23 protein-coding genes and 4 tRNA genes are annotated in these 26,069 nt (G+C 70.1%); 24 read left to right on the top strand and 3 right to left on the bottom strand.

Features of this window, described 5'->3' with window-relative positions:
- Positions 1-9: 9 nt before the first annotated feature.
- A complete protein-coding gene (locus tag IEX69_RS02655; protein ID WP_085019586.1) occupies positions 10-909 on the bottom strand; it encodes a sulfurtransferase in 900 nt (299 codons plus the stop codon).
- A gap of 160 nt (positions 910-1,069) precedes the next feature.
- Here IEX69_RS02655 and zapE point away from each other — a divergent pair, with 160 nt between their 5' ends.
- From zapE to IEX69_RS02640, 3 genes are all read left to right on the top strand, one after another.
- Positions 1,070-2,113: a cell division protein ZapE gene (gene zapE, locus IEX69_RS02650; RefSeq protein WP_085019585.1), complete on the top strand. Its 1,044-nt coding sequence runs from the start codon at positions 1,070-1,072 to the stop codon at positions 2,111-2,113.
- A 242-nt stretch (positions 2,114-2,355) separates the two neighbouring features.
- Positions 2,356-3,615: an ammonium transporter gene (locus IEX69_RS02645; RefSeq protein ID WP_085019584.1), complete on the top strand. Its 1,260-nt coding sequence runs from the start codon at positions 2,356-2,358 to the stop codon at positions 3,613-3,615.
- Positions 3,616-3,705: 90 nt separating this feature from the next.
- Complete coding sequence (locus IEX69_RS02640) at positions 3,706-4,173, top strand: SRPBCC family protein (RefSeq protein WP_085019583.1); 468 nt, start codon at positions 3,706-3,708, stop codon at positions 4,171-4,173.
- Here IEX69_RS02640 and IEX69_RS02635 read toward each other — a convergent pair.
- Complete coding sequence (locus tag IEX69_RS02635) at positions 4,133-4,945, bottom strand: EI24 domain-containing protein (protein ID WP_157127161.1); 813 nt, start codon at positions 4,943-4,945, stop codon at positions 4,133-4,135. The two genes, IEX69_RS02640 and IEX69_RS02635, sit on opposite strands and share 41 nt — an antisense overlap.
- Positions 4,946-5,052: 107 nt before the next feature.
- Here IEX69_RS02635 and IEX69_RS02630 point away from each other — a divergent pair, with 107 nt between their 5' ends.
- Complete coding sequence (locus tag IEX69_RS02630) at positions 5,053-5,301, top strand: hypothetical protein (protein WP_085019581.1); 249 nt, start codon at positions 5,053-5,055, stop codon at positions 5,299-5,301.
- A gap of 491 nt (positions 5,302-5,792) precedes the next feature.
- Positions 5,793-6,677, top strand: a complete 885-nt coding sequence (locus IEX69_RS02625; protein ID WP_174604438.1) for a DUF4352 domain-containing protein — start codon at positions 5,793-5,795, stop codon at positions 6,675-6,677.
- 265 nt (positions 6,678-6,942) lie between these two features.
- On the opposite strand, the gene IEX69_RS02620 is transcribed toward IEX69_RS02625, so the two are convergent.
- Positions 6,943-7,018, bottom strand: a tRNA-Val gene (locus tag IEX69_RS02620).
- Positions 7,019-7,169: 151 nt separating this feature from the next.
- Between IEX69_RS02620 and IEX69_RS02615 the strand changes: the two genes are divergently transcribed.
- The 19 genes from IEX69_RS02615 (at position 7,170) to secF (ending at position 26,031) form a co-directional block, all read left to right on the top strand.
- A tRNA-Gly gene (locus tag IEX69_RS02615) sits at positions 7,170-7,242 on the top strand.
- Positions 7,243-7,278: 36 nt separating this feature from the next.
- A tRNA-Cys gene (locus tag IEX69_RS02610) sits at positions 7,279-7,352 on the top strand.
- A 15-nt stretch (positions 7,353-7,367) separates the two neighbouring features.
- Positions 7,368-7,442: transfer RNA gene (locus IEX69_RS02605), tRNA-Val, on the top strand.
- Positions 7,443-7,567: 125 nt separating this feature from the next.
- On the top strand, positions 7,568-8,575 hold the full coding sequence (locus IEX69_RS02600) for a hypothetical protein (RefSeq protein ID WP_085019579.1): 1,008 nt from the start codon (positions 7,568-7,570) through the stop codon (positions 8,573-8,575).
- Positions 8,572-8,949: a hypothetical protein gene (locus tag IEX69_RS02595; RefSeq protein ID WP_085019578.1), complete on the top strand. Its 378-nt coding sequence runs from the start codon at positions 8,572-8,574 to the stop codon at positions 8,947-8,949. Before IEX69_RS02600 ends, IEX69_RS02595 begins: the two co-directional genes overlap by 4 nt.
- A 126-nt stretch (positions 8,950-9,075) precedes the next feature.
- A complete protein-coding gene (locus IEX69_RS02590; RefSeq protein ID WP_085019577.1) occupies positions 9,076-9,732 on the top strand; it encodes an alpha/beta hydrolase in 657 nt (218 codons plus the stop codon).
- 278 nt (positions 9,733-10,010) lie between these two features.
- The gene (locus IEX69_RS02585) at positions 10,011-13,976 is read left to right on the top strand and encodes an IPT/TIG domain-containing protein (RefSeq protein ID WP_174604437.1); all 3,966 of its coding nucleotides are present in this window, start codon (positions 10,011-10,013) and stop codon (positions 13,974-13,976) included.
- Between the two features lie 104 nt (positions 13,977-14,080).
- Entirely contained in the window at positions 14,081-15,334 is a 1,254-nt protein-coding gene (locus IEX69_RS02580) for a putative Ig domain-containing protein (protein ID WP_085019575.1), read from the top strand.
- 188 nt (positions 15,335-15,522) lie between these two features.
- Positions 15,523-17,487 (top strand): threonine--tRNA ligase, encoded by a 1,965-nt coding sequence (thrS, locus tag IEX69_RS02575; protein WP_085019574.1) that lies wholly within the window; start codon positions 15,523-15,525, stop codon positions 17,485-17,487.
- Positions 17,487-18,050 carry an HIT family protein gene (locus IEX69_RS02570; RefSeq protein WP_085019573.1) on the top strand — a complete coding sequence of 188 codons (564 nt, stop codon included), beginning with the start codon at positions 17,487-17,489 and terminating at the stop codon, positions 18,048-18,050. Before thrS ends, IEX69_RS02570 begins: the two co-directional genes overlap by 1 nt.
- 70 nt (positions 18,051-18,120) lie before the next feature.
- Positions 18,121-19,026, top strand: a complete 906-nt coding sequence (gene pdxS, locus IEX69_RS02565; RefSeq protein WP_085019572.1) for a pyridoxal 5'-phosphate synthase lyase subunit PdxS — start codon at positions 18,121-18,123, stop codon at positions 19,024-19,026.
- Positions 19,016-19,615, top strand: coding sequence for a pyridoxal 5'-phosphate synthase glutaminase subunit PdxT (gene pdxT / locus IEX69_RS02560; protein ID WP_085019571.1), 600 nt, complete (start codon positions 19,016-19,018; stop codon positions 19,613-19,615). The genes pdxS and pdxT overlap by 11 nt, the downstream gene beginning before the upstream one ends.
- A gap of 66 nt (positions 19,616-19,681) precedes the next feature.
- On the top strand, positions 19,682-20,440 hold the full coding sequence (locus IEX69_RS02555; protein ID WP_085019570.1) for a YebC/PmpR family DNA-binding transcriptional regulator: 759 nt from the start codon (positions 19,682-19,684) through the stop codon (positions 20,438-20,440).
- Positions 20,441-20,468: 28 nt separating this feature from the next.
- Entirely contained in the window at positions 20,469-21,065 is a 597-nt protein-coding gene (ruvC, locus tag IEX69_RS02550; protein ID WP_085019569.1) for a crossover junction endodeoxyribonuclease RuvC, read from the top strand.
- Positions 21,062-21,688 (top strand): Holliday junction branch migration protein RuvA, encoded by a 627-nt coding sequence (gene ruvA, locus IEX69_RS02545; RefSeq protein WP_085019568.1) that lies wholly within the window; start codon positions 21,062-21,064, stop codon positions 21,686-21,688. Before ruvC ends, ruvA begins: the two co-directional genes overlap by 4 nt.
- Positions 21,685-22,722, top strand: coding sequence for a Holliday junction branch migration DNA helicase RuvB (gene ruvB, locus IEX69_RS02540; RefSeq protein WP_085019567.1), 1,038 nt, complete (start codon positions 21,685-21,687; stop codon positions 22,720-22,722). The genes ruvA and ruvB overlap by 4 nt, the downstream gene beginning before the upstream one ends.
- A 115-nt stretch (positions 22,723-22,837) precedes the next feature.
- Positions 22,838-23,248, top strand: a complete 411-nt coding sequence (gene yajC, locus IEX69_RS02535; RefSeq protein WP_085019566.1) for a preprotein translocase subunit YajC — start codon at positions 22,838-22,840, stop codon at positions 23,246-23,248.
- A 66-nt stretch (positions 23,249-23,314) separates the two neighbouring features.
- A complete protein-coding gene (gene secD / locus IEX69_RS02530) occupies positions 23,315-25,015 on the top strand; it encodes a protein translocase subunit SecD (RefSeq protein WP_085019565.1) in 1,701 nt (566 codons plus the stop codon).
- Entirely contained in the window at positions 25,015-26,031 is a 1,017-nt protein-coding gene (secF, locus tag IEX69_RS02525) for a protein translocase subunit SecF (RefSeq protein WP_085019564.1), read from the top strand. The genes secD and secF overlap by 1 nt, the downstream gene beginning before the upstream one ends.
- The last annotated feature ends 38 nt before the right edge of the window (positions 26,032-26,069 follow it).

Here is a 26,069-nt window from a genome sequence, read left to right as displayed (position 1 = left end):
AGCATCGCACTACTTCGCGGGCACCTGGCCCGGCTCGGCGCCCGTGACGATCGGGACGCGGACGGCGCTGCCCCACTCGGTCCAGGATCCGTCATAGTTGCGGACCTCCGGCAGCCCGAGGAGGTGAGTGAGGACGAACCAGGTGTGGCTCGACCGCTCGCCGATCCGGCAGTAGGCGATGACGGGCTCGTCGCCGGAGAGGCCGGCGCCCTCGCGGTACAGCGCGTTCAGGTCGTCGATGCGCTTGAACGTCCCGTCCTCGGCCGCGGCCTTGCCCCACGGCACGTTGGCGGCGGAGGGGATGTGGCCCGCGCGCAGCGCGCCCTCCTCCGGGTAGGCGGGGGCGGTGGTCCGTTCGCCGGTGTACTCCTCGGGGGACCGGACGTCGATGAGCGGCGAGCCGAGGTGCGCGAGGACGTCGTCCTTGAAGGCGCGGATGCGCGAGTCGTCGCGCTCCACGACGGGGTACTCGACCGCGGCGCGCTCGGTGCGGTCGGTCGTGACGGGGCGGCCCTGCGCGATCCACAGGTCGCGCCCGCCGTCGAGGAGCCGGACGTCCTCGTGGCCGAACAGCGTGAACACCCAGAGCGCGTAGGCGGCCCACCAGTTGTTCTTGTCGCCGTAGATCACGACGGTGCTGTCGCGCGAGATGCCCTTGCCGCCGACCAGCGCGGCGAAGCCCGCGCCGTCGACGTAGTCGCGCAGCACGGGGTCGTTGAGATCGGTGTGCCAGTCGATCTTCACCGCGCCGGGGATGTGGCCGGTCTCGTAGAGCAGCACGTCCTCATCCGACTCGACCACGACGACCTCGGGGTCGTCGAGGTGCGCCTGCAGCCACTCGGTGCTGACGAGGCGTTCCGGATGCGCGTAGCCGGCGAAGTCGGGCGACGGATCTGCGGCGACGGACATGACGATGACCTCCTGTGGCCGGCGTGGTCGGAGCCGCACGCGCAGCGGTCTAGGGTGGTTCTGGCTCCGCCTCCAGCCTATTTCGTGATGGGTGCACCGATGCCGAGCCGGTAAGACTTCGACACACTCCACATCTGGATCACGAGGCGGACCCGCGGACATGACTGGCGAGCGACAGGCGGTAGGGCTGCGGCTCGTCGACCGCACCCCGACGATCTCGGCGACCGAGCTCGCCCAGACCCTCGTGCCGCCGCCTCAGTTCGACCAGGCCTCGTTCGACACCTACCGGCCCGACCCCGACCATCCGTCGCAGCAGGAGGCGCTCGACAAGATGCGCGCCTTCGCCGCGTCCTGGGGCGTCCAGAAGTCCTCGGGAGGCGGCCTCTTCGGCCGCCGCAAGCCGAAGGCGCCGGCGACGAAGCCGGGCGTCTACCTCGACGGCGGCTTCGGCGTGGGCAAGACGCACCTCCTCGCTGCGCTCTCGCACGCGGCGCCGGGGCGCAAGTACTTCGGCACCTTCATCGAGTACACGGCGCTCGTGGGAGCCCTCGGGTACGCGCAGGCCGTGCAGCTGCTCACAGGGGCGTCCTTCATCGCGATCGACGAGTTCGAGCTCGACGACCCGGGCGACACCATGCTCATGACGCGCCTGCTCGGCGAGCTGGCCTCGACGGGCACACGGCTGGCGGCCACCTCGAACACGCCCCCGAACGCGCTCGGCGAGGGCCGGTTCGCCGCCGCCGACTTCCTCCGGGAGATCCAGGCCATCGCCGACCGCTTCGACATCGTGAGGATCGACGGGGTCGACTACCGGCGGCGCGACATCGAGGGTCACGCCGTCTCGCTGCCCGACGCGGCCGCCGTGCTCGAGGCGGCCGAGACGCACGCCGCCGCGGGGGAGACGGTGGCGGTCGATTCGTTCACCGACCTCGTCCGCCACCTCGGCACGATCCACCCGTCGCGCTACATCCGTCTCATCGAGGGCGTCGACGTCATCGCCCTCACCGACGTCGCGCCGCTGACCGACCAGACGGATGCGCTCCGCTTCGTCGCGTTCGTCGACCGCGTCTACGACGCCCAGATCCGCATCCTCGCCTCGGGCACCCCGCTCGATCAGGTGTTCGCGGGCGACATGATGAACGGCGGATACCGCAAGAAGTACCTGCGCGCCGTCTCCCGGCTCATCGCCTCCGCGACCGTCTGAGACGCCCCTCGGGACGCCCCGAACGTGCCCCACGTTCCGGGGGCATTCCCCGGTGTCTGAAACACGATGTTTACATTCGCGCTCGCGCCGTAACACCGCGTACACACGCCGAGCGCCCTCGCGAAACACCCCACCGACAGACTCGACCTGCTCGTTACAGCGCAGGGGGTCACGTGTCGGACCTCTCCGCGTGCACAGCATGAACCACCCGTAGGCACGAACTAGAGAGGTAAACCTTCGATATGGAAGAAGTAACCGGCAACCTGAACTCGCTGTGGTTGCTCGTTGCGGCGGCCCTGGTGCTGCTCATGACCCCTGGAGTCGCTTTCTTCTACGGCGGCATGGTCAAGGCCAAGAGCGTCGTCTCGATGATGATGATGAGCTTCGGCGCAATGGGTCTCGTGGGCGTCCTCTGGGTGGTCTACGGCTATGGCCTCGCCTTCGGCACCCCGCTCATCCCGGGCCTGGTCGGCAACCCCTTCGAGGGTTCGATCGGCCTCGGGTCGCTGCTCGGGATCGACGACACGGGCGCCATGAACCCCGACCTCGCGGGCCTCGCCTTCGCCGGGTTCCAGGCGACCTTCGCCATCATCACGGTCGCTCTGATCTCGGGTGCGATCGCCGATCGTGCCAAGTTCGGCGCGTGGATGGTCTTCGCCGGCATCTGGGTCACCGTCGTCTACTTCCCGGTCGCCTTCATGGTCTTCAACCTCGCTGAGGGTTGGGCTCCCGTCTGGGGCGTCAACGACTTCGCCGGTGGTACCGCGGTGCACATCAACGCCGGTGCGGCCGCGCTGGCGCTGGCCCTCGTGCTCGGCCGTCGCGTCGGGTTCCAGAAGGGCATCCAGAAGCCGCACAACGTGCCGCTGACGCTCCTCGGTGCCGCCCTGCTGTGGTTCGGCTGGTTCGGCTTCAACGCCGGATCCGAGGCCGCCGTCGACGGTGTCGCCGCCATCGCGTGGATCAACACCCTCGCCGCCCCCGCCGCCGCCATCCTCGGCTGGCTGATCGTGGAGAAGATCAAGGACGGGAAGCCCACCTCGATCGGTGCCGCGTCCGGCGCCGTCGCGGGTCTGGTCGCGATCACCCCCGCCTGTAACATCCTCGCCCCCGGCTGGGCGATCCTCCTCGGCATCATCGCCGGTGCGGTCTGCTGCCTCGCCATCGAGCTCAAGTTCAAGCTGGGCTTCGACGACTCGCTCGACGTCGTGGGCATCCACCTCGTCGGCGGCTTCATCGGAACGCTCTACATCGGCCTCTTCGGCGCAGGCATCGGCTGGTTCACCGGCGGCAACTCGCCTGAGCAGCTCTGGAAGCAGTTCGCCGCTGCGGCCGTGGTCGCCATCTACTCGTTCGTGATGGCCTTCATCATCGGCTGGATCATCCAGAAGACGATGGGCTTCCGCATCACCAACGAGGACGAGGTCGCCGGCGTCGACACCGTCGTCCATGGTGAAGAGGGCTACGCGATCGAGGCCTACGAGGTCGAGACCGTCCGCTAGGACTCACACGGCTCGCCCACGGGAACGGGCAGTCGAGGGGCGTCATCCGCGAGGATGGCGCCCCTTCGGCGTTCCGGGGAGGATCGGAGCATGGCCAGCTCGTTCGTCGTCCGCACCCGGACGCGCCACTCCGCCGAGGCCCTGTTCGACCTGTCGCTCGACATCGGCGCCCACGTCTCCTCGATGGCCGCCACGGACGAGACGGCGATCGGCGGAGTCACCGCGGGGCGGATCGGGCTGGGGGAGTCCGTCACCTGGCGTGCCAGGCACCTGGGCCTGACCTGGAGGATGACGTCGCGGATCACCGCTCTCGACCGTCCGCACCGCTTCGTGGATGAGCAGGTGGCGGGTCCGTTCCGCTCGTTCCGCCACGTGCACCTCTTCGAGCGCCGTGGGGGCGTCACCCTGATGACGGACCTCGTGCGACTGGAGTCGCCGGTGCTCGGACGGGTCGCCGAGCGGGTCGTGCTGGTCCCTCACCTGCGGCGTCTCATCGGGGAGCGCAATCGCGCGCTGCTCAGGATGCTCGATGCGGCGGAGCGGGCGGAGCAGCGGTAGGCGCATCCGCCGGACGGCCGGCCCGGGGCTGCAGCGCCTCTCGCGCCAGGAGCGTGGCTCCCGCGGCGGCGGCGGGCATGACGAACACCGCTCCCAGGGGGAGCAGGAACAGCAGGTAGACGGTCACGCCGAAGCCGAGCGTGCGCGCGCGGCGGACGCCGAGCATCCGTCGACGGTCGCGCAGTCGGAGGGCCCGGGCGTCGAAGGCGTACCCGGTCAGCTCGATCGCCAGCACCCAGCCTCCGAAGAGCGCCGCGACCACGGGCACGACGGTCTGTCCGACCACGGGGATGAAGCCGCCCGCGAAGAGGAGCAGGCCGACCGCAGCCGTGAGGACCAGCATCCGGAGCGTCGTCACCAGGCCGCGCCCGAGCTGCCCCCAGAAGCCGCCCGCGGCCTCGTCCGGCGGCGCGCCGCCCTCGCGCTCCTCCACGTGGAAGCGGATGCGCTCGTAGAACGGGTCGCCGACGAGCAGGGTGATCGCGGTGTAGGTGAAGACCACGATGAGCACGGCCAGACCGACGAGGGCTGCTCCGGCCGCGATCCGCACCGCCGTACGCCAGACCGGATCCCAGTCGTCGGCGAACGGGGTGAGCGCATCCGACAGCGGCGGCAGGGCGACGAGGAGGGCGATGATCCCGGCGAGGTAGACCACGCCCACGATCAGGGCAGGGATCGCTCCCAGCAGCATGAGGCGCGGTGCGCTGGCCCAGAGCGCGAGACCCCGCCCGAGCACGCCGACTCCGCCGAAGAACTCTCGCAGGGCTCCCATCCCCCCGATCGTATCGGGGTGCATCCCCAGCGCATCGGAAGCTCTGACCACTGGCACGCCGAGCGGATCGGGAGCAGAGTGGCAGCGACGACGAAAGGAACACGCCCATGTCGAAGAAGAAGGACCTCGAGAAGCTCGGGTTCGACCCCATCAAGCTCGTCCACGACCTCGGTCTCCAGAGCAAGCACGCCTACATCGCCGGCTTCGCCTCCATCGGCCTCACCTTCGTGGCGTGGCTCGCCTCGCGCGGCAAGAAGGACGACCGCGCGCAGTCGGACCGCTGGGGCATCTTCGTGGGCCACTGGGCCCCCACCTTCTTCGCCATCGGCATCGCCCTGAAGCAGGAGGAGCGCTGACGCGCATCCCTCCCCGCTCCTGACGCACGCCCGGTCGCCCTCTCGAGGACGGCCGGGCGTGCGTCGTCTGCGTGAGACCGACCGGATCCGTCAACCCCGGTCGGGGGACGCTGCGCGGCCGTACCCTGGTGAGCAACACGGACTGCGCCTCCCCCCAGGCCTCCGTGCCAGGGCCGCGGTCATGCATTCCCCCGTGCCGACCGCGGCCCGCTTCTCGTCCCCGTGGGAGCGCAGATCGTACGCCCGTCCGCCGCCGCGCGGAAGCCACCGCGGCGATCGCGCGCGCGGGGTAGAGAGGGAGGGCACCCCGGCCGGAGGGTGGGGCCTGGCCGGCCGGGGTGCTCTCGTCCTCCGGACGGTGGAGCGATTGCAGGGCTGTGCCCGGCAGCGGGCGGTGATCAGACGTCTGATCTCCGACGTGCAAGAGTGCATCCACACAGTTCGGGGGGACTGTCGGTTCCCCCATGACCAGCACCACAAGGGGGAGCTCCATGTCAGAACAGCCGCCTACCGGCCAGCCCTACCAGCCGCAGCCGGGATACCAGCCGCCTCAGTACCAGCAGCCGGGCGCGTACCCGCCGCCGCCTCAGAACCGATTCAACGGGCTCGGCCTCGCCTCGTTCATCATCGGCGGCCTGTCACTGCTGTTCGCGTTCGTCCCGTTCGCCAACTACGCCTCCGGCTTCTTCGCCTTCATCGGCATCATCCTCGGGATCATCGGCCTCGTGCTGAAGGGACGAGCCAAGCTCCTCGCGATCATCGGAACGGCCGTCAGCGTGATCGCGCTCATCCTCTCCATCGTGCTCGCCGTCGTCTACACGGCCGGCTTCGTGAACGCCGTCGATGAAGCCGTCACCGTCGACCCTCCCTCGATCACGGTTCCTGAGAGCACCGCAGGCGGGTCCGACTCAGGGTCGTCTGGGGGTTCCGAGCAGTCCACGATCGGGACGCGGGAAGATCCTGCACCGTACGGCAGCACTGTCACCATCAGCACGTTCGAGGGCCCCGTCTGGGACGTCAGCGTGGGGGCGCCGGTGTTGAACGCGCTCGACCAGGTGAAGGCCGGGAACCAGTTCAACCCCGACCCAGCACCAGGCAACCAGTACGCGATCATCCCCGCCACGGTGACGTACCGAGGCGACAGCAGCGGTCGTCCGTTCGAGCTTCAGTTCTCCTACGTGTCTCCGTCGGGCCAGAGCTACGACCCGACGTTCGTCGCCATGGACGGTCAGCTCACCGACGTGGACGAGTTGCTCAGCGGCGCTTCCGGGTCCGGGAACGTCGTCTTCGAGATCCCGTCTGAGGGTGCCGAGCAGGGCACCTGGTCGGTCTCGTACGTGCTGAGCGATGAGAAGGTCTACTTCGGCGGTCAGTAGGCGGGTCGCTAACGCATAGGCGGGTCGCCCACTCTCGGGAGTGGCGCGGCCCGCCTTTCGCTTGGTCGGTGGCGTGTCCGACCATCCACAGTGCTGTGAGGTGAGACCGGTCGTGTTCTGCGTGCACATCCCGAGGTTTCTCGACGACCCGGAGGCGGAGCGCGAGTGGGCATCGTTCAGATGAGTTTGCCCCTTATCCGCCCCTCATCAGAGAGGGGCGAGAGCCGGCCCGGCAACGAGATCCGCGTGATCGCGGGGGAGGAGATGGTGGGCGATACCAGACTCGAACTGATGACCTCTTCCGTGTGAAGGAAGCGCGCTACCAACTGCGCCAATCGCCCGTCTTGCAGGAATCGATACTAGCGGATGCGGAGGGCACTCGTTGACCACATCCGGCTCGAACCCCCGTCGTCCACGGATGCGACACGCCGATTTTGTCATCGCGTCGAGTTTCGGTTAGAGTCTCTGAGCACGCAGAAATGCGAGCGAAATGCGGATGTAGCGCAGTTGGTAGCGCATCACCTTGCCAAGGTGAGGGTCGCGAGTTCGAGTCTCGTCATCCGCTCGAGTGCAGAGTACTCGTGTGTGGGATCCCAAACACGGTGGCGTGGCCGAGAGGCGAGGCAGCGGCCTGCAAAGCCGTCCACACGGGTTCGAATCCCGTCGCCACCTCCACTCATGTCACCACCCGGGCGATTGGCGCAGCGGTAGCGCGCTTCCCTGACACGGAAGAGGTCACTGGTTCGATCCCAGTATCGCCCACCACGACGACGAAGGCCCCCGGAGAGATCCGGGGGCCTTCGTCGTTCTCGGGTGCCTTCGGCGACGAGGCCCGATTGACGGCCGGATGGGGGACTGAGCCCGAGGAAGCACCCGCCTAGGCTCGAGACGTGAGCGAAGACGGGGAGCAGGCGTCTGGCGGGCTCACGACGAGGGTCCGGCTCGATCCGGAAGGGGATGCCGAGTCGCCGTCCGTCTCGAGGAAGGTCGCCTGGTCGCTGGCGTTCGTGTTCGCCACCCTCTCCACCGCACTCGCCGTCGTCACCACGTTCCCGCTCCTCCTCGCCGTGGGCCCGGCCTCGCGATGCTCAGAGGCTCCGATGATCACCGATCGCCTCGGACTCGCCGTCGCACTCGGAGGAACGGCGGTGACGGCGATGGTGGGGGCGCGAGTGCTTCTGCGCGGGGCACCCGCGGGCTGGAGATGGCTCGGACCATTCGCCTGGATGCTCGGCGTCGTCGCCGGCGTCGTGGTCTTCCCATTCGCGGCGATCGCGACGGGTGATCGGGCTCCGGAGTGCGCGGTCGTGGCCCCGGATGCGATCGTTCTCGGCGCAGCGTACCTGCCGCTCCTCTCCGTCGTGGCGGTTGCGTCCCTTGCACGGACGGTGCGGTCCGGCGCGGCCGTCCTGGTCGCGGTCCTCGTGGCTTGGACGATCCTCAGCTCATGGACTCTCGCCGGCCACGAGACCGACCCGAGCCTCGCGGCTCCGCCTGAAGGCCCCCCGCACGCGACCGGCGGCCTCGCCGACGTCCGTTCTGTCACGACGGGGAAGGTCGAGGTCGTCGTCGACGACTCGGGCGAGCTCACCGTGAAGATGCACGACTTCGCGACGGATGCACTCGACCAGATCCGCCTGGCGCTCATCACCGACCGGCTCGAACCAGGCGACACCTGCTACCTCCCCGACCTCGCCGTGGGCACGAACGCGATCACCCGTGAGCCCGAGCAGACGTTCGCCGTCGGGCCGGTTGCCGACGTGCCGGTTCCCGAGGCCGACACCGGGGACGGATATGACGTGTTCACCACCGTCGCCCTCTACGGCCGACAGACCGACCCGGGGGAGCACTGCGACCAGCGGCTCATCGCCTACGCCCCGCTGACCTGGACGCCGTGAGCGACAGAGATGCCTCGCAGGCGGTGGTGTCCCGGAGCACCGCCGTGATCGTGCTCATGATCCTCGTGTGCGTGGCCGGCATCGTCACCTCGCTCACCCTCGCCGCACACGGGGTGCTCGAGGGCTACCTCTGGTGGGACGGCTCCGCTGCCACCGCGGCGGACATGGCTCGCGGCAGGACCACACTCCTCGAGGCCATGGCGGTCGGGGCCGGCGCGACGGTGCTTCTCGCACTGATCCGGATGCTCGTCCGAGGTCGGGTGGGCACCGCTGTGTGGCTCGGTCTGACCCTCTGCTCCGGAGCCTGGACCACCCTCCTCCTCGTCGTCGGAGGGGCGATCGCCTCCGACATGGCCACGAAGGCCGGACCGTGACCGCGAGGCGTCGGATGGTCGGTGCGCTCCGAGGGGGTGGGCAGGCAGTCTCGGTAGGCTCGTGGACCGGAGAGCGGAAGGCTCCGCCTCGACCACGACGACACCGCCTGCGAAAGGACCACCGACATGGCCGACTCCCACACCCCCGAGGCCGCGCAGACCCCCGAGACGGCACAGGATCTCGGGGCGGCACAGGACGCCGGGGCAGCGCAGACCACCGAGGCCGTGCAGACGTTCGAGCCCGAGGGTCGCGCCATCCCGTTCGCCGAGGAGGGGGCGGGGCCGGCCGTCGTGCTGATCGCCGAGCGCGGTGAGAGCATCGCGTACCTCGGTGCGCTGGCGCACTCGCTGACGCAGGAGGACTTCCGGGTGGTGCGGATCGGCGGACGTGCGGACGAGGAGTCGGCGTCGAGCCCGGCGGAGCGCGCGCAGGACGTGGTCGACCTGCTCGATCAGCTCGGTGTGGGCGACGCGTGGATCGGCGGTCACGGCCACGGCGGGACGATCGCGCGCCACGTCGCCCTCGAGCACCACGACCGCGTCGACGGCGTGCTGCTGCTGGGCGTGGAGCCGCTCCAGCCGCCGCTGGCGGCCGGACTGCCGGTGCTGGTGATCCAGGGCACGGCCGACGATGTCACGCCCGCGCAGAACGGTCGGACGCTCCAGGAGTCGGCGCCCGAGCTCGTGAGCGTGGTCGCCGTCGAGGGTGCGGGGCACGACTTCCCAGCGACCCACGTCGGCGAGACCTCCTGGGCGATCGAGGACTACCTCGACTGGGACTGAGCGCTCTCCGGCCCTACTCTCGGGGCCGCCCCAGGACAACCCCGTCGGGCCCGTGATCAGTACTGAGATCGCGGGCCCGACTACGGGGAGGACTACTGGATCCTTCCCCTGCGCTACCTACTTCTCGGCGACGCACAGCTCCCTCACGGCAGCATCGGGGCCATCGGTGCAGTGACGCGCCGATGCCCGCGTCGAGGTCGAGGCGGGCATCGCACGGATGCGAACAGGGGTACGCAGTGAACAGACGAACATCCGGATCCGAACGAGAGTCAGCGGGGGTGTTCGGCAGCCGGTGGCGGCATGTCGTCGCTCCCGTCGCGTTCGGGGTGACCACCGCCATGGTGGCGTTCTTCGGGGGATCGGCGGCGATCGCCGCACCCACCGACCGTGCCGAGGCCGAGGGCCTCTTCCTCTCGGGCGGGAGTGCAGCGGTCGACCTCGACTCGGTCGCCGAGCTCGCCGGTCCCTACAACGCGTACCCACCGGGCGGTGCGGAGGAGTCGCCCCTCGACGTCACCGCCCTCCAGACCATCGAGCTGGGGCTCGGGGTCGACCTGTTCGGCGACAACAGCATCCTCACGCTCGGTGCCGTGGGGCAGTACGCCGAGACGTCCGCGGCGGGATCGTTCGCCTCATCCGGCCTCCTGGGCGCCGACGGCGCCATCCAGGCGGGCACGGGAGCACCCGGCGAGAACACCACGCTGACGCTCACCCCGGTGCTCGACGCGGTGGGCGCCGACGACCTGATCTCGACGCTGACCGTCGAGCTCGGCGCGGTCTCGGCCCAGGCCGAGGCGGTGCGAGGCGCCACGGTGACCCCCGAGGGCGACTACCAGATCGCCAGCGGTGACGTCACGCTGACGTCTCCCGCCCTCGCCGACCTCCTGGCCGACCTCGACGGGACGCTCGGGGACACCAGCGACACGGTGAACGCCCTCGCCGACGACGGCGGTCCGATCGACACCACGGTGGGCGGGCTGCTCGGCGGCGTCACGGCGATCCTCGACGGCGCGCTCCCCGGACTCGTCACCGTGGATGCGGACGTCTCCAGCGAGCTCGACCTCGACCTCGGCGCGGCCCTCGACACGGTCTCCGACGACGAGTTCGTCAGCGGACCCGTGAGCGTCACGCTCTCCACGGGGACGATCACGATCGACCTCGACGAGCTCTACGCCCTGAACGCGCTGCCGGAGGACACCACGCTGCTCTCCGACGGTGCGATCAACGCGCAGATCACCGAGGCGCTGAGCGACATCCTCACCGTGCAGCTGCCCACCGCTCTCGAGACAGCGCTCGACGACGTGATCGACTCCACGGCGATCGACATCGACGTGACCGGCGACGTCGATGTGCTCGGCGCCGACATCGGCGACCTGGTGATCAGCGTCGACGGGACGGTCGGCGGCCTGCTCGGCAACCCGGGCACCGTCGCCCCGACGGTCTCGCTCGACGGGACCGAGATCCTGGGGCTCGACCTCGACGACGTGCTCGAGCCGATCACCGACTACGTGGTCGACTCGATCCTCCCCGCGGTCGGCGTCCTCGTCGACGCCGCCCTCGACCCGGTGGGTCTCGAGGATGCCATCACGACGATCGCGACCGCCGCGGTCACCGCTCTGGACCCCCTGCTCGACGTGCTGAACACCGTGGTGCAGCTCACGGTCAACGTCAAGGAGTCCCCGGGTGACTTCCGGGATGCGGCCGGCACGGACGAGGGCTCGTTCACGCAGCGCGCGGTGCAGGCCGTGGTCGCTCCCGGACTCGCAGGGAGCCTGATCACGCTGAACCTCGCCTCGGCGACGGTCCGCGCGCTGCCGCTCGCGGCACCCTCCGGCCTGGCCATCACGCCTGTGCGCGGACCGGTCACCGGCGGCACGCCCGTCACGATCACCGGGACCAACCTGGGCGACGTCACCGACGTCGTGTTCGGCACGGTCCCCGCCACGGGCGTCACGCTCAACGCGGACGGCAGCGTGAGCGCCGTCGCCCCGCCGCAGGCGGCTCCCGGCCCGGTGGCCGTGACCGTCACCAACCCCGACGGATCCGACAGCTCGCTGACGTTCACGTACTTCGCCGTGACCGACGTCGACACGATCGCCCCGGACAGCGGGTCGACCGAGGGCGGGACCGACGTGACGATCACCGGCGTCTGCCTGACCGGCACCACCCAGGTGCTCTTCGGCGGCGTCCCCGGCACGGACCTCGTGGTCGGCAGCGACACGACGCTCACCGTGACCACCCCGCCGGGGACCGCGGGTGACGTCGACGTGACGATCGTCAACCCGACCGAGTGCGGCGGACAGACCGTCCCCGACGGCTTCACCTACGTCGCTCCGGGCGCGCCGACCATCACCGGCATCGTGCCCGATCGTGGACCCGAGACCGGCGGCACCACCGTCGTGCTCACCGGCACGGACTTCACGGGCGCCACCGAGGTGACGTTCGGCGGAGTGCCTGCGGCCGACTACACGGTCGACAGCGACACGCAGATCACGGCGGTCACGCCGGCTCACGCTCCCGGCGTGGTCGACGTCGTCGTGACGAACCCCGCGGGCGACTCGGCCGGCCTCGACTTCGAGTTCTTCGACGTCGCCGACATCACGGGCGTGGATCCGGATGCGGGGCCCGAGGCGGGCGGCAACACCGTCGTCATCACCGGCACCTGCTTCACCGGCGCCACCGCGGTGCTGTTCGGAGCCGCTCCCGCCACCTCGTTCACGGTCGACAGCGACACGCAGATCACCGCCGTCGTCCCGGCAGGCACGGGCACGGTGGACGTGACCGTCGTGGGCGCGGGCGACTGCGGGACGGCCACGGACGACGACGGGTACGACTACGTCGCCCCGCCGACGATCACCGGTCTCGACCCCACGAGCGGGCCGGAGACGGGAGGCACCGTGGTCACGATCACCGGTGACGGGCTCACCGGCACCACGGGCGTGCTCTTCGGAGACGTGCCCGCCGCGTCGATCACGGTCGTGAGCGACACCGAGGTGCAGGCGGTCACACCGCCTCATGCTCCCGCGACGGTCCCCGTCACGGTGCAGCACCCCGGCGGCGACGTCGATGCGGGCGACTTCGTCTTCCTCGACATCCCGACCATCACGACCATCACCCCCGACCAGGGTCCGGAGGACGGCGGGACCACCGTCGTGATCACCGGAGAGGGCTTCGTCGGCGCGACCGGCGTGACCTTCGACGGCCTGCCCGGCACCGGGTTCACGGTCGACAGCGACACCCAGATCACGGTCGTGACCCCGCCGCACGCCCCCGCCACGGTCCCCGTGGTGGTGCTCCACCCGAACGGCGACTCGCCGGCCGCGGAGTTCACCTACGTCGCCGGGACCGAGATCGACACGGTCACGCCTCCCGGCGGCCCGGAGGAGGGCGGCACGGTCGTCACCATCACGGGCACCTGCTTCACCGGCGCGACCGCGGTGCTGTTCGGCGACACCCCGGCCACCTCGTTCACGGTCGACAGCGACACGCAGATCACCGCGGTCGCCCCGGCGGGCACCGGCGTCGTGGACGTGACCGTGGTCGGATCCGCGGCCTGCGGGACCGACACGCTGCCCGGCGGCTACGAGTACACCGACGACCCGGTGATCGGCACCCTCACGCCGACCAGCGGGCCGGAGACCGGCGGCACGGTGGTGACCATCACGGGGAGCAACCTCGGTGGAGCGACCGGCGTGACCTTCGACGGCGTGCCCGGCACCGGCCTCACGATCGTCAGCGACACGGAGCTGACCGTCGTGACCCCGCCCGGCACCCCCGGCGACGCGGCGGTGGTCGTGTCCGCGCCCACCGGCGACAGCGACCCGGGGACGTTCACGTACACGCCCGTCACCACGATCGACGACACCGACCCGAGCACCGGACCCACCGGTGGCGGGACCGAGGTCACGATCGTCGGTCACTGCTTCACGGGAGCCACCGCGGTGCTGTTCGGCAGCACCCCGTCGCCGGCCTTCGTGGTGGTCGACGACACCCGCATCCGGGCGGTCGCCCCCGCGGCTGCCGCTCCCGGCGCCGTGGACGTCACGGTGGTCGGGTCCGCCGTCTGCGGTGACGGCGTCCTCGAGGACGGCTTCACCTACTACAAGGGCGCGGCCGTGGTCGGCGGCGGTGCAGGCCTGGCCTCCACCGGTGCCGCCGGGACGGTCGGCGCCCTCGGCGGGGCGCTCCTGCTCCTCGCCGCGGGCACGCTGCTCTGGATGCAGAGGCGCCGTCGCGACGCGTAGCGTGTGACGCAGCACCATCCGGGAGGGCCCTCGTCTCGCGACGAGGGCCCTCCCTCGTGCCGGCCCCTCTGGCCCGGTGACGTTACCTGAGCTCTCCTCACTCCATGCGTTCGTCCTCGCGCCCTCGGCTCCCCGTCCTCGCCGCGACGTGTGTCGCCCTCTCGATCGTGGCGGCGCTCGTCGCCGTCGGCCCGTCGGCGCCCGCGGGGGCCGAGCCGAACGTCGAGGAGCGCTGGTCGAGCGTGCCGGGGGTCGGCATCGTCGACCTCGCGGCCACCGCCTCCGGGCTCTACGCGGCCGACGGCGCGGGATCGCGTCTGCTGCGGATCGCCGCGGACGGCTCCGCCACCGTGGCCGCGGACCTGAGCCTCCACACCCCGTCGGCTCTCGAGCCCGATCGCGACGGCGGTGTCCTCGTGGTGAGCTTCGCGTCGTACTCGGTCCTCCGCATCCGGCCCGATGGGTCGTCGCTGACCTGGACGGTGCCGCGAGGCGTGTTCATCGACGCCGTCGTGCCGCTGCCCGACGGGTCGGTGCTCGTGTTCGGCGAAGGGTCCCGCACCGTGACCAGGCTCGGTCCCGACGGTGCCGTCGATCCGTTCGCCCTCGACCTCGGGTTCTCGCCGACGGCGGTGCACGCCGTCGGCACCTCGACCGGCGACGTCTACTTCACCGACTCGTCCACTCGTTCCGTCTACCGGCTCTCGGAGGGCGGTGTCTCCCCGATGCCCCGGGGTGCCGCCGCACCGGCCTCCGTGCCGGTCGCGCTCCACAGCAGCGGCGGCGGCGTGGTCGTCGCGTGGTCCGATGGGCTGATCGAGCGTCTCGATCCGGATGGGTCCTCCGCCGCGGTCCTCTCGCCGGATGCGGGGATGGCCCCGCTGGGCGACGTCGCCGTCGATGCGCGGGGCGACGTCTTCCTCACGACCCGCTCGCGTGGCCTGGTCGAACGGGCCGCCGACGGTCTCCTCATCCAGCTCGGCTCGACGACCGGCCGCACGGTGGTCGCGGCCCCGGACGGGGCGGTCTACGCCGTGGGCGACTCGGGGCGGAGCATCACGCGCATCCATCCGGCCGCCGGGGCGGCGCCGACGCTGGGCTACGGGGCCACCATCACCGGAGTGGCGGGCCTTCCGCTCGCCGTGGCGCCCTCGCGGGTGGCGTCCGACGCGGCGACCTACGCGGTGACGCGAGGCGCGCTCCCACCCGGCGTCGGTCTGACCCCGACCGGTGCGATCGCCGGGACCCCGACGTCAGCGGGCGAGTATCGCGCTCAGATCACCGTCTTGAGCGCGGGCGGGCGATCGAGCGTCGACGTCGTGATCCGCATCCGAGGCGACCGGAGCGGGACCTACTGATCGGTGTCGACCGCGGAACGACGAAGGCCCCCGGTGATCACCGGGGGCCTTCTCGAAGTTGGTGGAGGTTGCCGAAGCAACCCCCGCAAATGAACATACACGCAACACCGGCCCTTCGTCCAATCCGGGGAGGGCTCGAGCGCCGCTAGAGTTGTCAGGTCAACCGAGACGACAGGAGAAGTCTGCACGTGGCGACCGGATTCGAACTCTTCACCGACAGGTCGATCGTGGCCATGCGGGTCAACGGTGAACTGAAGGATCTCGCCGCGACGACGACAGACGCCGACGTCGTCGAGCCCGTCAGCATCGACTCGGCCGACGGTCTGAACATCCTCCGGCACTCGGCGGCGCACGTGGCCGCTCAGGCCGTGCAGCAGATCAACCCCGACGCCAAGCTCGGCATCGGCCCGCCCGTCACCGACGGGTTCTACTACGACTTCGATGTCGAGACGCCCTTCACCCCCGAGGACATGAAGGCGATCGAGAAGGGCATGGAGCGCATCATCCGCTCCGGACAGCGCTTCGTCCGCCGCGTGGTCACCGAGGAGGAGGCTCGCGCCGAGCTGGCCGACGAGCCTTACAAGCTCGAGCTCATCGGCTTGAAGGGCAATGCACCGGACGCGGACGGCGAGTCGGTCGAGGTCGGCGGCGCCGAGCTCACCATCTACGACAACGTCGACCCGAAGACCGGCGAGACCGTCTGGAAGGACCTCTGCCGCGGTCCGCACCTGCCCAACACCCGGATGATCGGCAACGGGTTCGCGCTGACCCGGCTCGCCGCCGCGTACTGGCGGGGGAGCGAGAAGAACAAGCAGCTCCAGCGTGTGTACGGCACCGCCTGGCCCACCAAGGACGAGCTGCGCGCCTACCAGACCCGGATGGAGGAGGCCGCGAAGCGCGACCACCGCAAGCTCGGTCAGGAGCTCGACCTGTTCTCGTTCCCCGACGAGATCGGCTCGGGCCTGGCGGTGTTCCATCCCCGGGGCGGCATCATCCGCGCCGAGATCGAGAACTTCATGCGCGAGCGGCTGATCGCGTACGACTACGAGCTCGTGAACACCCCGCACATCACCAAGGGGCACCTCTACGAGATCAGCCAGCACCTCCACTGGTACAAGGACGGGATGTTCCCGGCCATGCACCTCGACGAGGAGACCGACGCCGACGGCAACGTCACCCGGCAGGGGCAGGACTACTACCTCAAGCCGATGAACTGCCCGATGCACAACCTGATCTTCCGGGCGCGCGGCCGCAGCTATCGCGAGCTGCCCCTGCGCCTGGCGGAGTTCGGCACCGTGTACCGCTACGAGAAGAGCGGGACCCTGTCGGGACTGACCCGCGTCCGCGGTCTCACCCAGGACGACGCCCACATCTACGTCACCCACGACCAGATCAAGGCCGAGGTGGCCAGCCAGCTCGAGTTCGTGCTCGAGACCCTGCGCGGCTACGGCCTCGACGACTTCTACCTCGAGCTGTCGACACGCGACCCCGAGAAGAGCGTCGGGACCGACGAGATGTGGGAGGACGCGACCGAGACCCTGCGGCAGGTCGCCGAGGAGTCGGGCCTCGAGCTCGTCGCCGACCCCGGGGGAGCGGCCTTCTACGGGCCGAAGATCTCCGTCCAGGCGAGGGACGCGATCGGCCGCACCTGGCAGCTCTCGACCGTCCAGCTCGACTTCAACCAGCCGGAGCTCTTCGAGCTCGAGTACACCGCCGCCGACGGCACGAAGCAGCAGCCCGCGATGATCCACCGTGCCCTGCTCGGGTCCGTCGAGCGCTTCTTCGCGATCCTGCTCGAGCACTACGCCGGCGCGTTCCCGGTCTGGCTCGCGCCTGTGCAGGTGGTCGGCATCCCGGTCTCCGAGCAGTACGACGAGTACCTCCGCGAGATCGTCGCCACGCTGAAGCGCCGCGGCATCCGCGCGCAGCTCGATGCCTCCGACGACCGGATGCAGAAGAAGATCCGCACGCACACCAAGGACAAGGTGCCGGTGCTCCTCATCGCGGGTGCCGACGACTCGGCCGCGGGCACCGTGAGCTTCCGCTTCCGCGACGGCTCGCAGGAGAACGGCGTCTCGGTCGAGGAGGCGGTGGAGCGCATCGTCGCGAGCGTCCAGTCGCACGCGCAGGTGCTCGGCCAGGGCGACCTCTGATGACCGACCCGAGCGACGACGTCGAGATCGAGTCGTCCGCCGACTTCGCGGCGGTGCCGGATGCGTTCCAGCGCCTCTGGACGCCCCACCGCATGGTGTACATCCAGAACGGCGAGCAGCCCCACATCGACGAGTGCCCGTTCTGCCGCGCCCCGAAGCTGTCCGACGAGGAGGGCCTGATCGTGGCGCGGGGCACGCACGCCTACGTCCTGCTCAACCTCTTCCCGTACAACTCCGGTCACCTGCTGGTGTGCCCGTACCGCCACATCGCCACCTATGATCTGGCGACGCCGGAGGAGGTGGCAGAGATCGGCGCGCTCACTCAGACCGCGATGCGCGTCCTCACGGCCGTCTCCCGCTGCGACGGCTTCAACATCGGGATGAACCAGGGCCGCGTCGCCGGAGCCGGCGTCGCAGGCCACCTGCACCAGCACATCGTGCCGAGGTGGGCGCAGGACAGCAACTTCTTCCCGATCATCGCGCGGACGAAGGCGCTCCCTCAGCTGCTGGGAGAAGTCCGAGCGCAGGTCCAGGCCGCCTGGCCCGACACCACCGCGCCGTAGGATCTCTGCAGGCTCGCCAGACGGCCTCCGCGCACCACCCGCACCACCCGCACGACCGCACGAGGACACCATGACCGACAGCACCACCTCATCGCACGAGTTCGGCTCCGACCGCGTCAAGCGCGGGCTGGCCGAGATGCTGAAGGGCGGCGTCATCATGGACGTCGTCACGCCCGAGCAGGCGCGCATCGCCGAGGACGCCGGCGCGGTCGCGGTCATGGCCCTCGAGCGCGTGCCCGCCGACATCCGCTCCCAGGGCGGTGTGGCCCGGATGAGCGACCCCGACCTCATCGACGGCATCATCTCCGCGGTCTCGATCCCGGTGATGGCGAAGGCCCGGATCGGACACTTCGTCGAGGCGCAGGTGCTGCAGAGCCTCGGGGTCGACTACATCGACGAGTCCGAGGTGCTGAGCCCTGCCGACTACGTCAACCACATCGACAAGTGGGGCTTCACCGTGCCGTTCGTGTGCGGCGCCACCAACCTGGGCGAGGCGCTGCGGCGCATCACCGAGGGGGCGGCGATGATCCGCTCCAAGGGCGAGGCGGGAACCGGCGACGTCTCGGAGGCGACCAGGCACATCCGCACCATCAAGGCCGAGATCGCCGCCCTGTCGGCCAAGACGCGCGACGAGCTGTACGTCGCGGCGAAGGAGCTCCAGGCGCCCTACGACCTCGTCGTCGAGATCGCCGAGACCAAGACCCTGCCCGTCGTCCTGTTCACCGCCGGCGGCGTGGCCACTCCGGCCGACGCGGCGATGATGATGCAGCTCGGCGCGGACGGCGTCTTCGTCGGGTCGGGCATCTTCAAGTCCGGCGACCCCGCGAAGCGCGCGGCGGCGATCGTGAAGGCCACCACGTTCTACGACGACCCGTCGGTGATCGCCGAGGTGTCACGGGGCCTGGGGGAGGCGATGGTCGGCATCAACGTCGCCGACGTGCCGGCCCCCCACCGCCTGTCCGAGCGTGGCTGGTAGCGCTACCCGCGTCGGGGTCCTCGCCCTCCAGGGCGACGTGCGGGAGCACCTCCGCGTGCTCTCCGAGCTCGGTGCCGAGGCGATGCCGGTGCGCCGACCCGCGGAGGTGGAGGCCGTCGACGGTCTGGTGATCCCCGGCGGAGAGTCGAGCGTGATCGACAAGCTCTCGCGCACGTTCGGGGTGGCCGACTCGATCAGGAGGCGGATCGCGGAGGGGCTGCCCGTCTACGGGACCTGCGCGGGCCTCATCATGCTGGCCGACCGCGTCCTCGACGGGATCGAGGGCCAGCAGAGCTTCGGCGGTCTCGACGTGTCCGTGCGCCGGAACGCGTTCGGCAACCAGACACGCTCGTTCGAGACCGATCTCGACGTGCCCGTCCTCGGTGCGCCGCCGGTGCACGCCGCCTTCATCCGCGCGCCTGTCGTGGTCGACCTCGGTGAGCAGGCCGAGGCGCTGGCCTCCCTCGAGGACGGGACGGTGGTCGCCGTGCAGCAGGGATCCCTCCTCGGCACGTCGTTCCACCCCGAGGTGACGGGCGAGTCCCGCTTCCACCGGCACTTCCTCGGCCTGGTCGCGGCGGCGCGCTGACCGGGCGATCGGCCGCGCTGCCGGCTCTCGCGTACACTTGACCAGCGATTACGAAGGAGATCCCGCGTGTCCGGACACTCTAAATGGGCCACCACCAAGCACAAGAAGGCGGTCATCGACGCTCGCCGTGCGAAGTCGTTCGCCAAGCTCATCAAGAACATCGAGGTCGCCGCGAAGATCGGCGGCGCCGACCTGTCAGGCAACCCGACGCTCGTCGACGCCGTGCAGAAGGCGAAGAAGACCTCGGTCCCCAACGACAACATCGATCGCGCGATCAAGCGCGGTGCGGGCCTCACCGGTGAGTCGATCGACTACACGACGATCATGTACGAGGGCTACGGCCCCAACGGCGTCGCCCTCCTCATCGAGTGCCTCACCGACAACAAGAACCGCGCCGCCGCCGACGTCCGCACCGCGATGACGCGGAACGGCGGCACGATGGCCGATCCGGGCAGCGTGGCGTACAACTTCCACCGCAAGGGCGTCATCACCGTGGGCCACTCCGACGGCGTGACCGAGGACGACGTGCTCGTCGCCGTCCTCGACGCGGGTGCCGAGGAGGTCACCGATCGGGGCGAGAGCTTCGAGGTGGTCACCGAGCCGCAGCAGCTCGTCCCCGCGCGTACGGCCCTCCAGGAGGCCGGCATCGACTACGACTCGGCCGACGTCGAGTTCGTGGCCACGGTCAACGTCGAGGCGGACGCCGAGACGGCGCGCAAGGTCTTCAAGCTGATCGACGCCCTCGAGGACAGCGACGACGTGCAGAACGTCTACACCAACCTCGACCTCACCCCCGAGGTCCAGGCCGAGCTCGAGAACGACTGACCGGGCACCGGACACGGAGCGAGCGCGGATGCGCGTCCTCGGCATCGATCCCGGCCTCACCCGCTGCGGTGTGGGGATCGTCGACGCGCATCCCGGACGGACGGTCTCGTTCGTCCACGTGTCGGTGGTGACCACCGCCGCCGACATGCCGCTCGAGGAGCGGCTGGTCAGGGTGGCGTCGGGCATCGAGGCGATCCTCGACGAGCACCGTCCGGACTGCGTCGCCGTCGAGCGGGTGTTCGCGCAGCACAACGTGCGCACGGTGATGGGCACCGCGCAGGTGAGCGGGGTCGCGCTGCTCGCCGCCGCCCGTCGCTCCCTCCCCGTCGCCCTGCACACCCCCTCCGAGGTCAAGGCGGCCATCACCGGCTACGGCCAGGCCGACAAGCGACAGGTGGGCACGATGGTCTCGAAGATCCTCAAGCTCGACGAGATCCCGCGACCGGCCGACGCCGCGGATGCGCTGGCCCTGGCCATCTGCCACGCCTGGCGGCAGCCCGTCGTGGCCGCAGGCGCGCCGGGGCGGGTCGGGGCCTCAACGGCCCTCACCCCGGCGCAGCAGGCGTGGCTCGCCGCTGAGCGCTCCACGGGGAAGTCGGCGGTCGCCCGTAGGCTTGCCCGGTGATCTCGGCACTTCGCGGAACAGTCCTCTCCGTCTCCGGCGGCACCGTCGTCCTCGACGTCCAGGGTGTCGGATTCCAGGTCGCCGTGACGCCGCGTCACGCGCTCTCGCTCCGGCACGGCGCGGAGGCGACGCTCCTCACGTCGCTGATCGTGCGGGAGGACAGCCTCTCGCTGTTCGGCTTCCCCGATCAGGACTCGCTCGACATCTTCTCCGCGCTCGTCGGGGTGACCGGGGTGGGCCCCAAGTCGGCGCTCGGCGTGCTCGCCGAGCTCACGCCCGACGAGGTCGCCCTCGCGGTGCTGGGCGAGGACGACACCGCGTTCCGGCGTGTGAGCGGCATCGGCCCCAAGACGGCCAAGCTGATCGTCGTGTCGCTCGCCGGCAAGCTCTCGCTGCGTCCGGCGCCCGCACCCAGCCCGGTGGAGCAGGTCGCCGACGCCCGGGTCCGGGCGAACGTCGAGAAGGCCCTGGTGGGCCTCGGCTGGGCGGAGCGCAGCGCCGCCGCCGCCGTCGACGAGGTGCTCGAGACCGCCTCCGAGAGCGACTCCGCCAACGTCCAGGCCCTGCTGCGGCTCGCGCTCGGCGTGCTCGGCGGCGGCCGTCCGGCGGGTGATCGCGCATGAGCGAGTCCCGAGGAGGCGAGGACCTGGTCGACCCCACCGCGCAGTCGGAGGCGGAGATCGCCTTCGAGGGCGCTCTGCGTCCCCGGTCGCTGGCCGAGTTCGTGGGCCAGCGGAAGGTGCGCGGTCAGCTGCAGCTGCTGCTCGATGCCGCCGCCATCCAGGACCGCACGCCCGACCACATCCTGCTCGCCGGCCCGCCCGGACTCGGCAAGACGACGCTGGCGATGATCGTGGCGCAGGAGACGGGGCGGCCGCTGCGCATGACCAGCGGCCCGGCCATCCAGCACGCCGGCGACCTCGCGGCCGTGCTCTCGGCACTGGTCCCGGGGGAGGTGCTCTTCGTCGACGAGATCCACCGCATGGCTCGCACCGCCGAGGAGATGCTGTACCTCGCGATGGAGGACTTCCGGATCGACATCATGGTCGGCAAGGGCGCCGGGGCCACCTCCATCCCCCTCGACCTCTCCCCGTTCACGCTCGTCGGCGCCACGACCCGCTCGGGGCTGCTCCCGAACCCGCTCCGCGACCGCTTCGGCTTCACCGCGCACCTCGAGTTCTACGAGACCGAGGAGCTCATCGAGGTGCTGCGCCGGGCAGCGGCGCTCCTGGGCGTGCCGATCGGCGAGGAGGCGCTCCTCGAGATCGCGTCGCGGTCGCGGGGGACCCCGCGCATCGCGAACCGCCTGCTGCGCCGGGTGCGCGACTTCGCCCTCGTCGACGGGGGAGGAGCGTCGGTCGAGGCGGTCCGCGCCGCCCTCGACCTCTACGACGTGGACGAGCTGGGGCTCGACCGGCTCGATCGGGCCGTGATGACGGTGCTCCTCAAGCGCTTCGACGGCGGGCCGGTGGGTCTGAACACGCTGGCCGTGTCGGTGGGCGAGGAGGCCGACACCATCGAGTCGGTGGTCGAGCCCTTCCTGGTGCGGATCGGTCTCATCTCCCGGACGCCGCGCGGCCGCGTCGCCACCCGCGCGGGCTGGGCGCACTTCGGCCTGAGCCGCGGTCAGGATGCGCTGTTCGGCGATGACCTATAATTCAAGCTGGCCTGCTCCTGGGAGCCCGGCCGCGGCCGTTCTCGTCTGAGTCCGCGCCCAGCAGACTTCGCTACTCTGAGCGCTGCTCACCGAAAACCACCCGGAAGGTCCCCGCATGGCACTCGATCCGTTGACAATTGGAATGCTGGTCGTCCTGGCCGTGCTGGTGTTCTTCATGTTCCGCAGCAGCCGGAAGCGCCAGAAGCAGCAGCAGGAGCTGCAGTCGAAGGTCGCGGTCGGCGCCGAGGTCATGACGAACTTCGGCGTGTTCGGCACCATTCTCGAGCTCGACGACGAGGAGAACCAGGTGCTGATCGAGACCACGCCGGGCACGGTGCTCAAGGTCCACCGCCAGACGGTCACGCGGGTCGTCACCCCCGCCGACGCCGAGACCGAGGACGACGCGGCGACTCCCGCCGCCCCCGCCCTCGAGACGAGCGATGGAGCACCGGCGTACGGCGAGCGGATCGACGAGACCGCCGAGCCCGTCGTCGACACGAAGTCCGAGAAGAAGGCCGACGAGTAGTCTCTCGTCGTCCCTGACCACCGTCCGCGGGGCTCGCCCGGCGGACGACGGAGAAAGCTGAGCAAGGTGGCACAAACGACCGCGGTCAAGAAGGCGTGGCGCACGCTGATCTGGCTGGTCGCGATCTTCGCGGTGCTCACCGGCGTCCTCGCCGGTGGAGTCCTGTGGAGCACAGCGACGTGGACGCCGAAGCTCGCCCTCGACCTCGAGGGCGGCCGGCAGATCATCCTGACCCCGAAGCTGGAGAACGGACAGGAGATCTCGTCCGACCAGCTCGACCAGGCCGTGGCGATCATCCGCCAGCGCGTCGACGCCAGCGGCGTCTCCGAGGCCGAGGTCACCACCCAGGGCGCGCAGAACGTCGTCGTCTCGATCCCGGGTGTACCCGACCAGGACACGCTGAACCGGATCGAGTCCTCGGCCAAGCTGGAGTTCCGTCCCGTGCTCGTCTCCGACGCCGCGGCGTCGAGCTCGCTCTCGACGCCGAGCGCGACGCCCGACCCGTCGCTGTCGACGACGCCGACCGCACAGCCGACGAACGCCAGCGACCTCGCGTACGTCACTCCGGCCCTCCGCGCCGAGTTCGACAGCTTCCAGTGCGGGCAGAACGAGGACCCGGTCGGTCAGGCACCGGCCGACCAGCCGCTCATCGCCTGCTCCACCGACGGCTCGGCCAAGTACATCCTCGGGCCGGTCGAGATCGACGGCTCCGACATCTCCGATGCCACGAGCGGCGTCGCGACCACCCAGCAGGGTGCGTCGACCGGGCAGTGGGTCGTCGACCTCACCTTCGACGACCAGGGCACCCAGGCGTTCGCCGACGTCACCACCCGCCTGTTCGGCCTCCAGGGGGCGCAGAACCAGTTCGCGGTCGTCCTCGACGGCAACGTCATCACGGCGCCGACGACGAACGCCGTGATCACCGACGGCCGAGCGCAGATCTCCGGCTCCTTCACGCAGGACTCCGCGAAGACCCTGGCCGACCAGCTCAAGTTCGGTGCGCTGCCGATCGGCTTCACCGTGCAGAGCAACGAGCAGATCTCGGCCACGCTGGGCTCCTCGCAGCTCGCCAGCGGTCTGCTGGCGGGTCTGATCGGTCTGATCCTCGTCGTGATCTACTCGCTCATCCAGTACCGCACGCTCGGCGTGGTGACGATCGCGTCCCTCGCGATCGCGGCGGCGCTGACGTACCTCCTGGTGACGATCATGAGCTGGCGCATCGACTTCCGGCTCTCGCTCGCCGGTGTCGCCGGTCTGATCGTGGCCATCGGTATCACGGCCGACTCCTTCATCGTGTACTTCGAGCGCATCCGAGACGAGCTCCGCGACGGGCGTGGTCTGCAGTCGTCGGTCCAGGCGGGGTGGAAGCGCGCCTTCCGCACCATCACCGCGTCCGACGCGGTGAACTTCCTGGCCGCCGCCGTGCTGTACGTCCTCGCCGTCGGCAACGTGCGAGGCTTCGCCTTCACCCTCGGGCTCACGACCATCGTCGACCTCATCGTGGTCGCGCTCTTCACGCACCCGCTGATGACGCTGCTGGCCGAGCTGCCGTTCTTCCGCGACGGCCACAAGGCGTCGGGCCTCGACCCGCGTGCGCTGGGCGCCGTCTACCGGGGTCGCGCCCAGTTCAGGTCGCCGGAGCAGACGACGAAGAAGAGCACCGGTGCGAGCCGCGAGGCCGCGAAGCGGCAGACCATCGCCGAGCGCAAGGCGGCGGAGCTGACGAAGGTCGGCGGCGATCGCAAGACCGAGGGGAAGGACTCCTGATGGCCAGCTTCTCCAAGTTCGGAAACGACCTCTACACCGGCGAGCGGTCGATCGACTTCATCGGACGCCGCCGCATCTGGTTCCTGGTGTCGGGCATCCTCGTGCTCATCTGCCTCATCGGACCATGGGTCCGCGGCGGCTTCGAGTTCGGGATCGAGTTCCGCGGCGGGTCCGAGTTCACGGTCTCGCAGTCGGCGACGCAGGATCAGTCGATCGCCGACGACGCGGTGAACCAGGCCGCCCCGGGATCGAACCCGCGCGTCAGCACGCTCGGCACCGACTCGGTGCGCGTGCAGACCGACGAGCTCGACGACGCCCAGTCGACGGCGGTCGTCTCCGCCCTCGCCGAGGGCTACGACGTCCCGTCGGAGGACGTCACGGTCTCGATCATCGGCGCCACCTGGGGTGCCGACATCACCACCCAGGCGATCCGCGGCCTCGTGATCTTCCTCGTGCTCGTGGCGGTGTTCATGGCGCTCTACTTCCGCACCTGGAAGATGGCGGCCGCCGCGCTCATCGCCCTGCTCCACGACCTGATCATCACGGCGGGCGTGTACGGCCTCACCGGGCTCGAGATCACCCCGGCCGCGGTCATCGGCTTCCTGACCATCCTCGGATACTCGCTCTACGACACCGTCGTGGTGTTCGACAAGATCCGCGAGAACACGAGGGGGATGGGCGACAACGACACCCGGACCTTCGCCGAGACGGTCAACCTGGCGGTCAACCAGACCCTCGTCCGTTCGATCAACACATCCGTGGTCGCTGCGCTGCCGGTCGCCTCGATCCTCATCATCGGGTCATTCGTCCTCGGAGCGCGCACGCTGCAGGACATCTCGCTCGCGCTCCTCATCGGGATCATCGTCGGCACGTACTCCACGATCTTCGTGGCCTCGCCGCTATACGTGCAGTTCCGCAAGGGCGAAGCCAAGCTCAAGAAGCACGATGCCCGGGTGCTCTCCGCCCGTGCGCGAGCCAAGCAGAGCCAGGCCCCCGCCGCCGAGCTGGTCGACTGAGTACGCGCAGGGCTGAACGCATCGTGCACGTGGCGGCT

The organism is Cnuibacter physcomitrellae (genome assembly GCF_014640535.1).
Classification (GTDB): domain Bacteria; phylum Actinomycetota; class Actinomycetes; order Actinomycetales; family Microbacteriaceae; genus Cnuibacter; species Cnuibacter physcomitrellae.
Note: the sequence above shows the minus strand (reverse complement) of the source record. Positions and strands in the feature narration are given on the sequence as shown.

Coding starts and splice junctions, on each gene's coding strand:
- IEX69_RS02655 (WP_085019586.1), bottom strand. CDS start 909: ATGTCCGTCGCCGCAGATCCGTCGCCCGACTTCGCCGGCTACGCGCAT.
- zapE (WP_085019585.1), top strand. CDS start 1,070: ATGACTGGCGAGCGACAGGCGGTAGGGCTGCGGCTCGTCGACCGCACC.
- IEX69_RS02645 (WP_085019584.1), top strand. CDS start 2,356: ATGGAAGAAGTAACCGGCAACCTGAACTCGCTGTGGTTGCTCGTTGCG.
- IEX69_RS02640 (WP_085019583.1), top strand. CDS start 3,706: ATGGCCAGCTCGTTCGTCGTCCGCACCCGGACGCGCCACTCCGCCGAG.
- IEX69_RS02635 (WP_157127161.1), bottom strand. CDS start 4,945: ATGGGAGCCCTGCGAGAGTTCTTCGGCGGAGTCGGCGTGCTCGGGCGG.
- IEX69_RS02630 (WP_085019581.1), top strand. CDS start 5,053: ATGTCGAAGAAGAAGGACCTCGAGAAGCTCGGGTTCGACCCCATCAAG.
- IEX69_RS02625 (WP_174604438.1), top strand. CDS start 5,793: ATGTCAGAACAGCCGCCTACCGGCCAGCCCTACCAGCCGCAGCCGGGA.
- IEX69_RS02590 (WP_085019577.1), top strand. CDS start 9,076: ATGGCCGACTCCCACACCCCCGAGGCCGCGCAGACCCCCGAGACGGCA.
- IEX69_RS02580 (WP_085019575.1), top strand. CDS start 14,081: ATGCGTTCGTCCTCGCGCCCTCGGCTCCCCGTCCTCGCCGCGACGTGT.
- IEX69_RS02570 (WP_085019573.1), top strand. CDS start 17,487: ATGACCGACCCGAGCGACGACGTCGAGATCGAGTCGTCCGCCGACTTC.
- pdxS (WP_085019572.1), top strand. CDS start 18,121: ATGACCGACAGCACCACCTCATCGCACGAGTTCGGCTCCGACCGCGTC.
- ruvC (WP_085019569.1), top strand. CDS start 20,469: ATGCGCGTCCTCGGCATCGATCCCGGCCTCACCCGCTGCGGTGTGGGG.
- ruvB (WP_085019567.1), top strand. CDS start 21,685: ATGAGCGAGTCCCGAGGAGGCGAGGACCTGGTCGACCCCACCGCGCAG.
- yajC (WP_085019566.1), top strand. CDS start 22,838: ATGGCACTCGATCCGTTGACAATTGGAATGCTGGTCGTCCTGGCCGTG.
- secF (WP_085019564.1), top strand. CDS start 25,015: ATGGCCAGCTTCTCCAAGTTCGGAAACGACCTCTACACCGGCGAGCGG.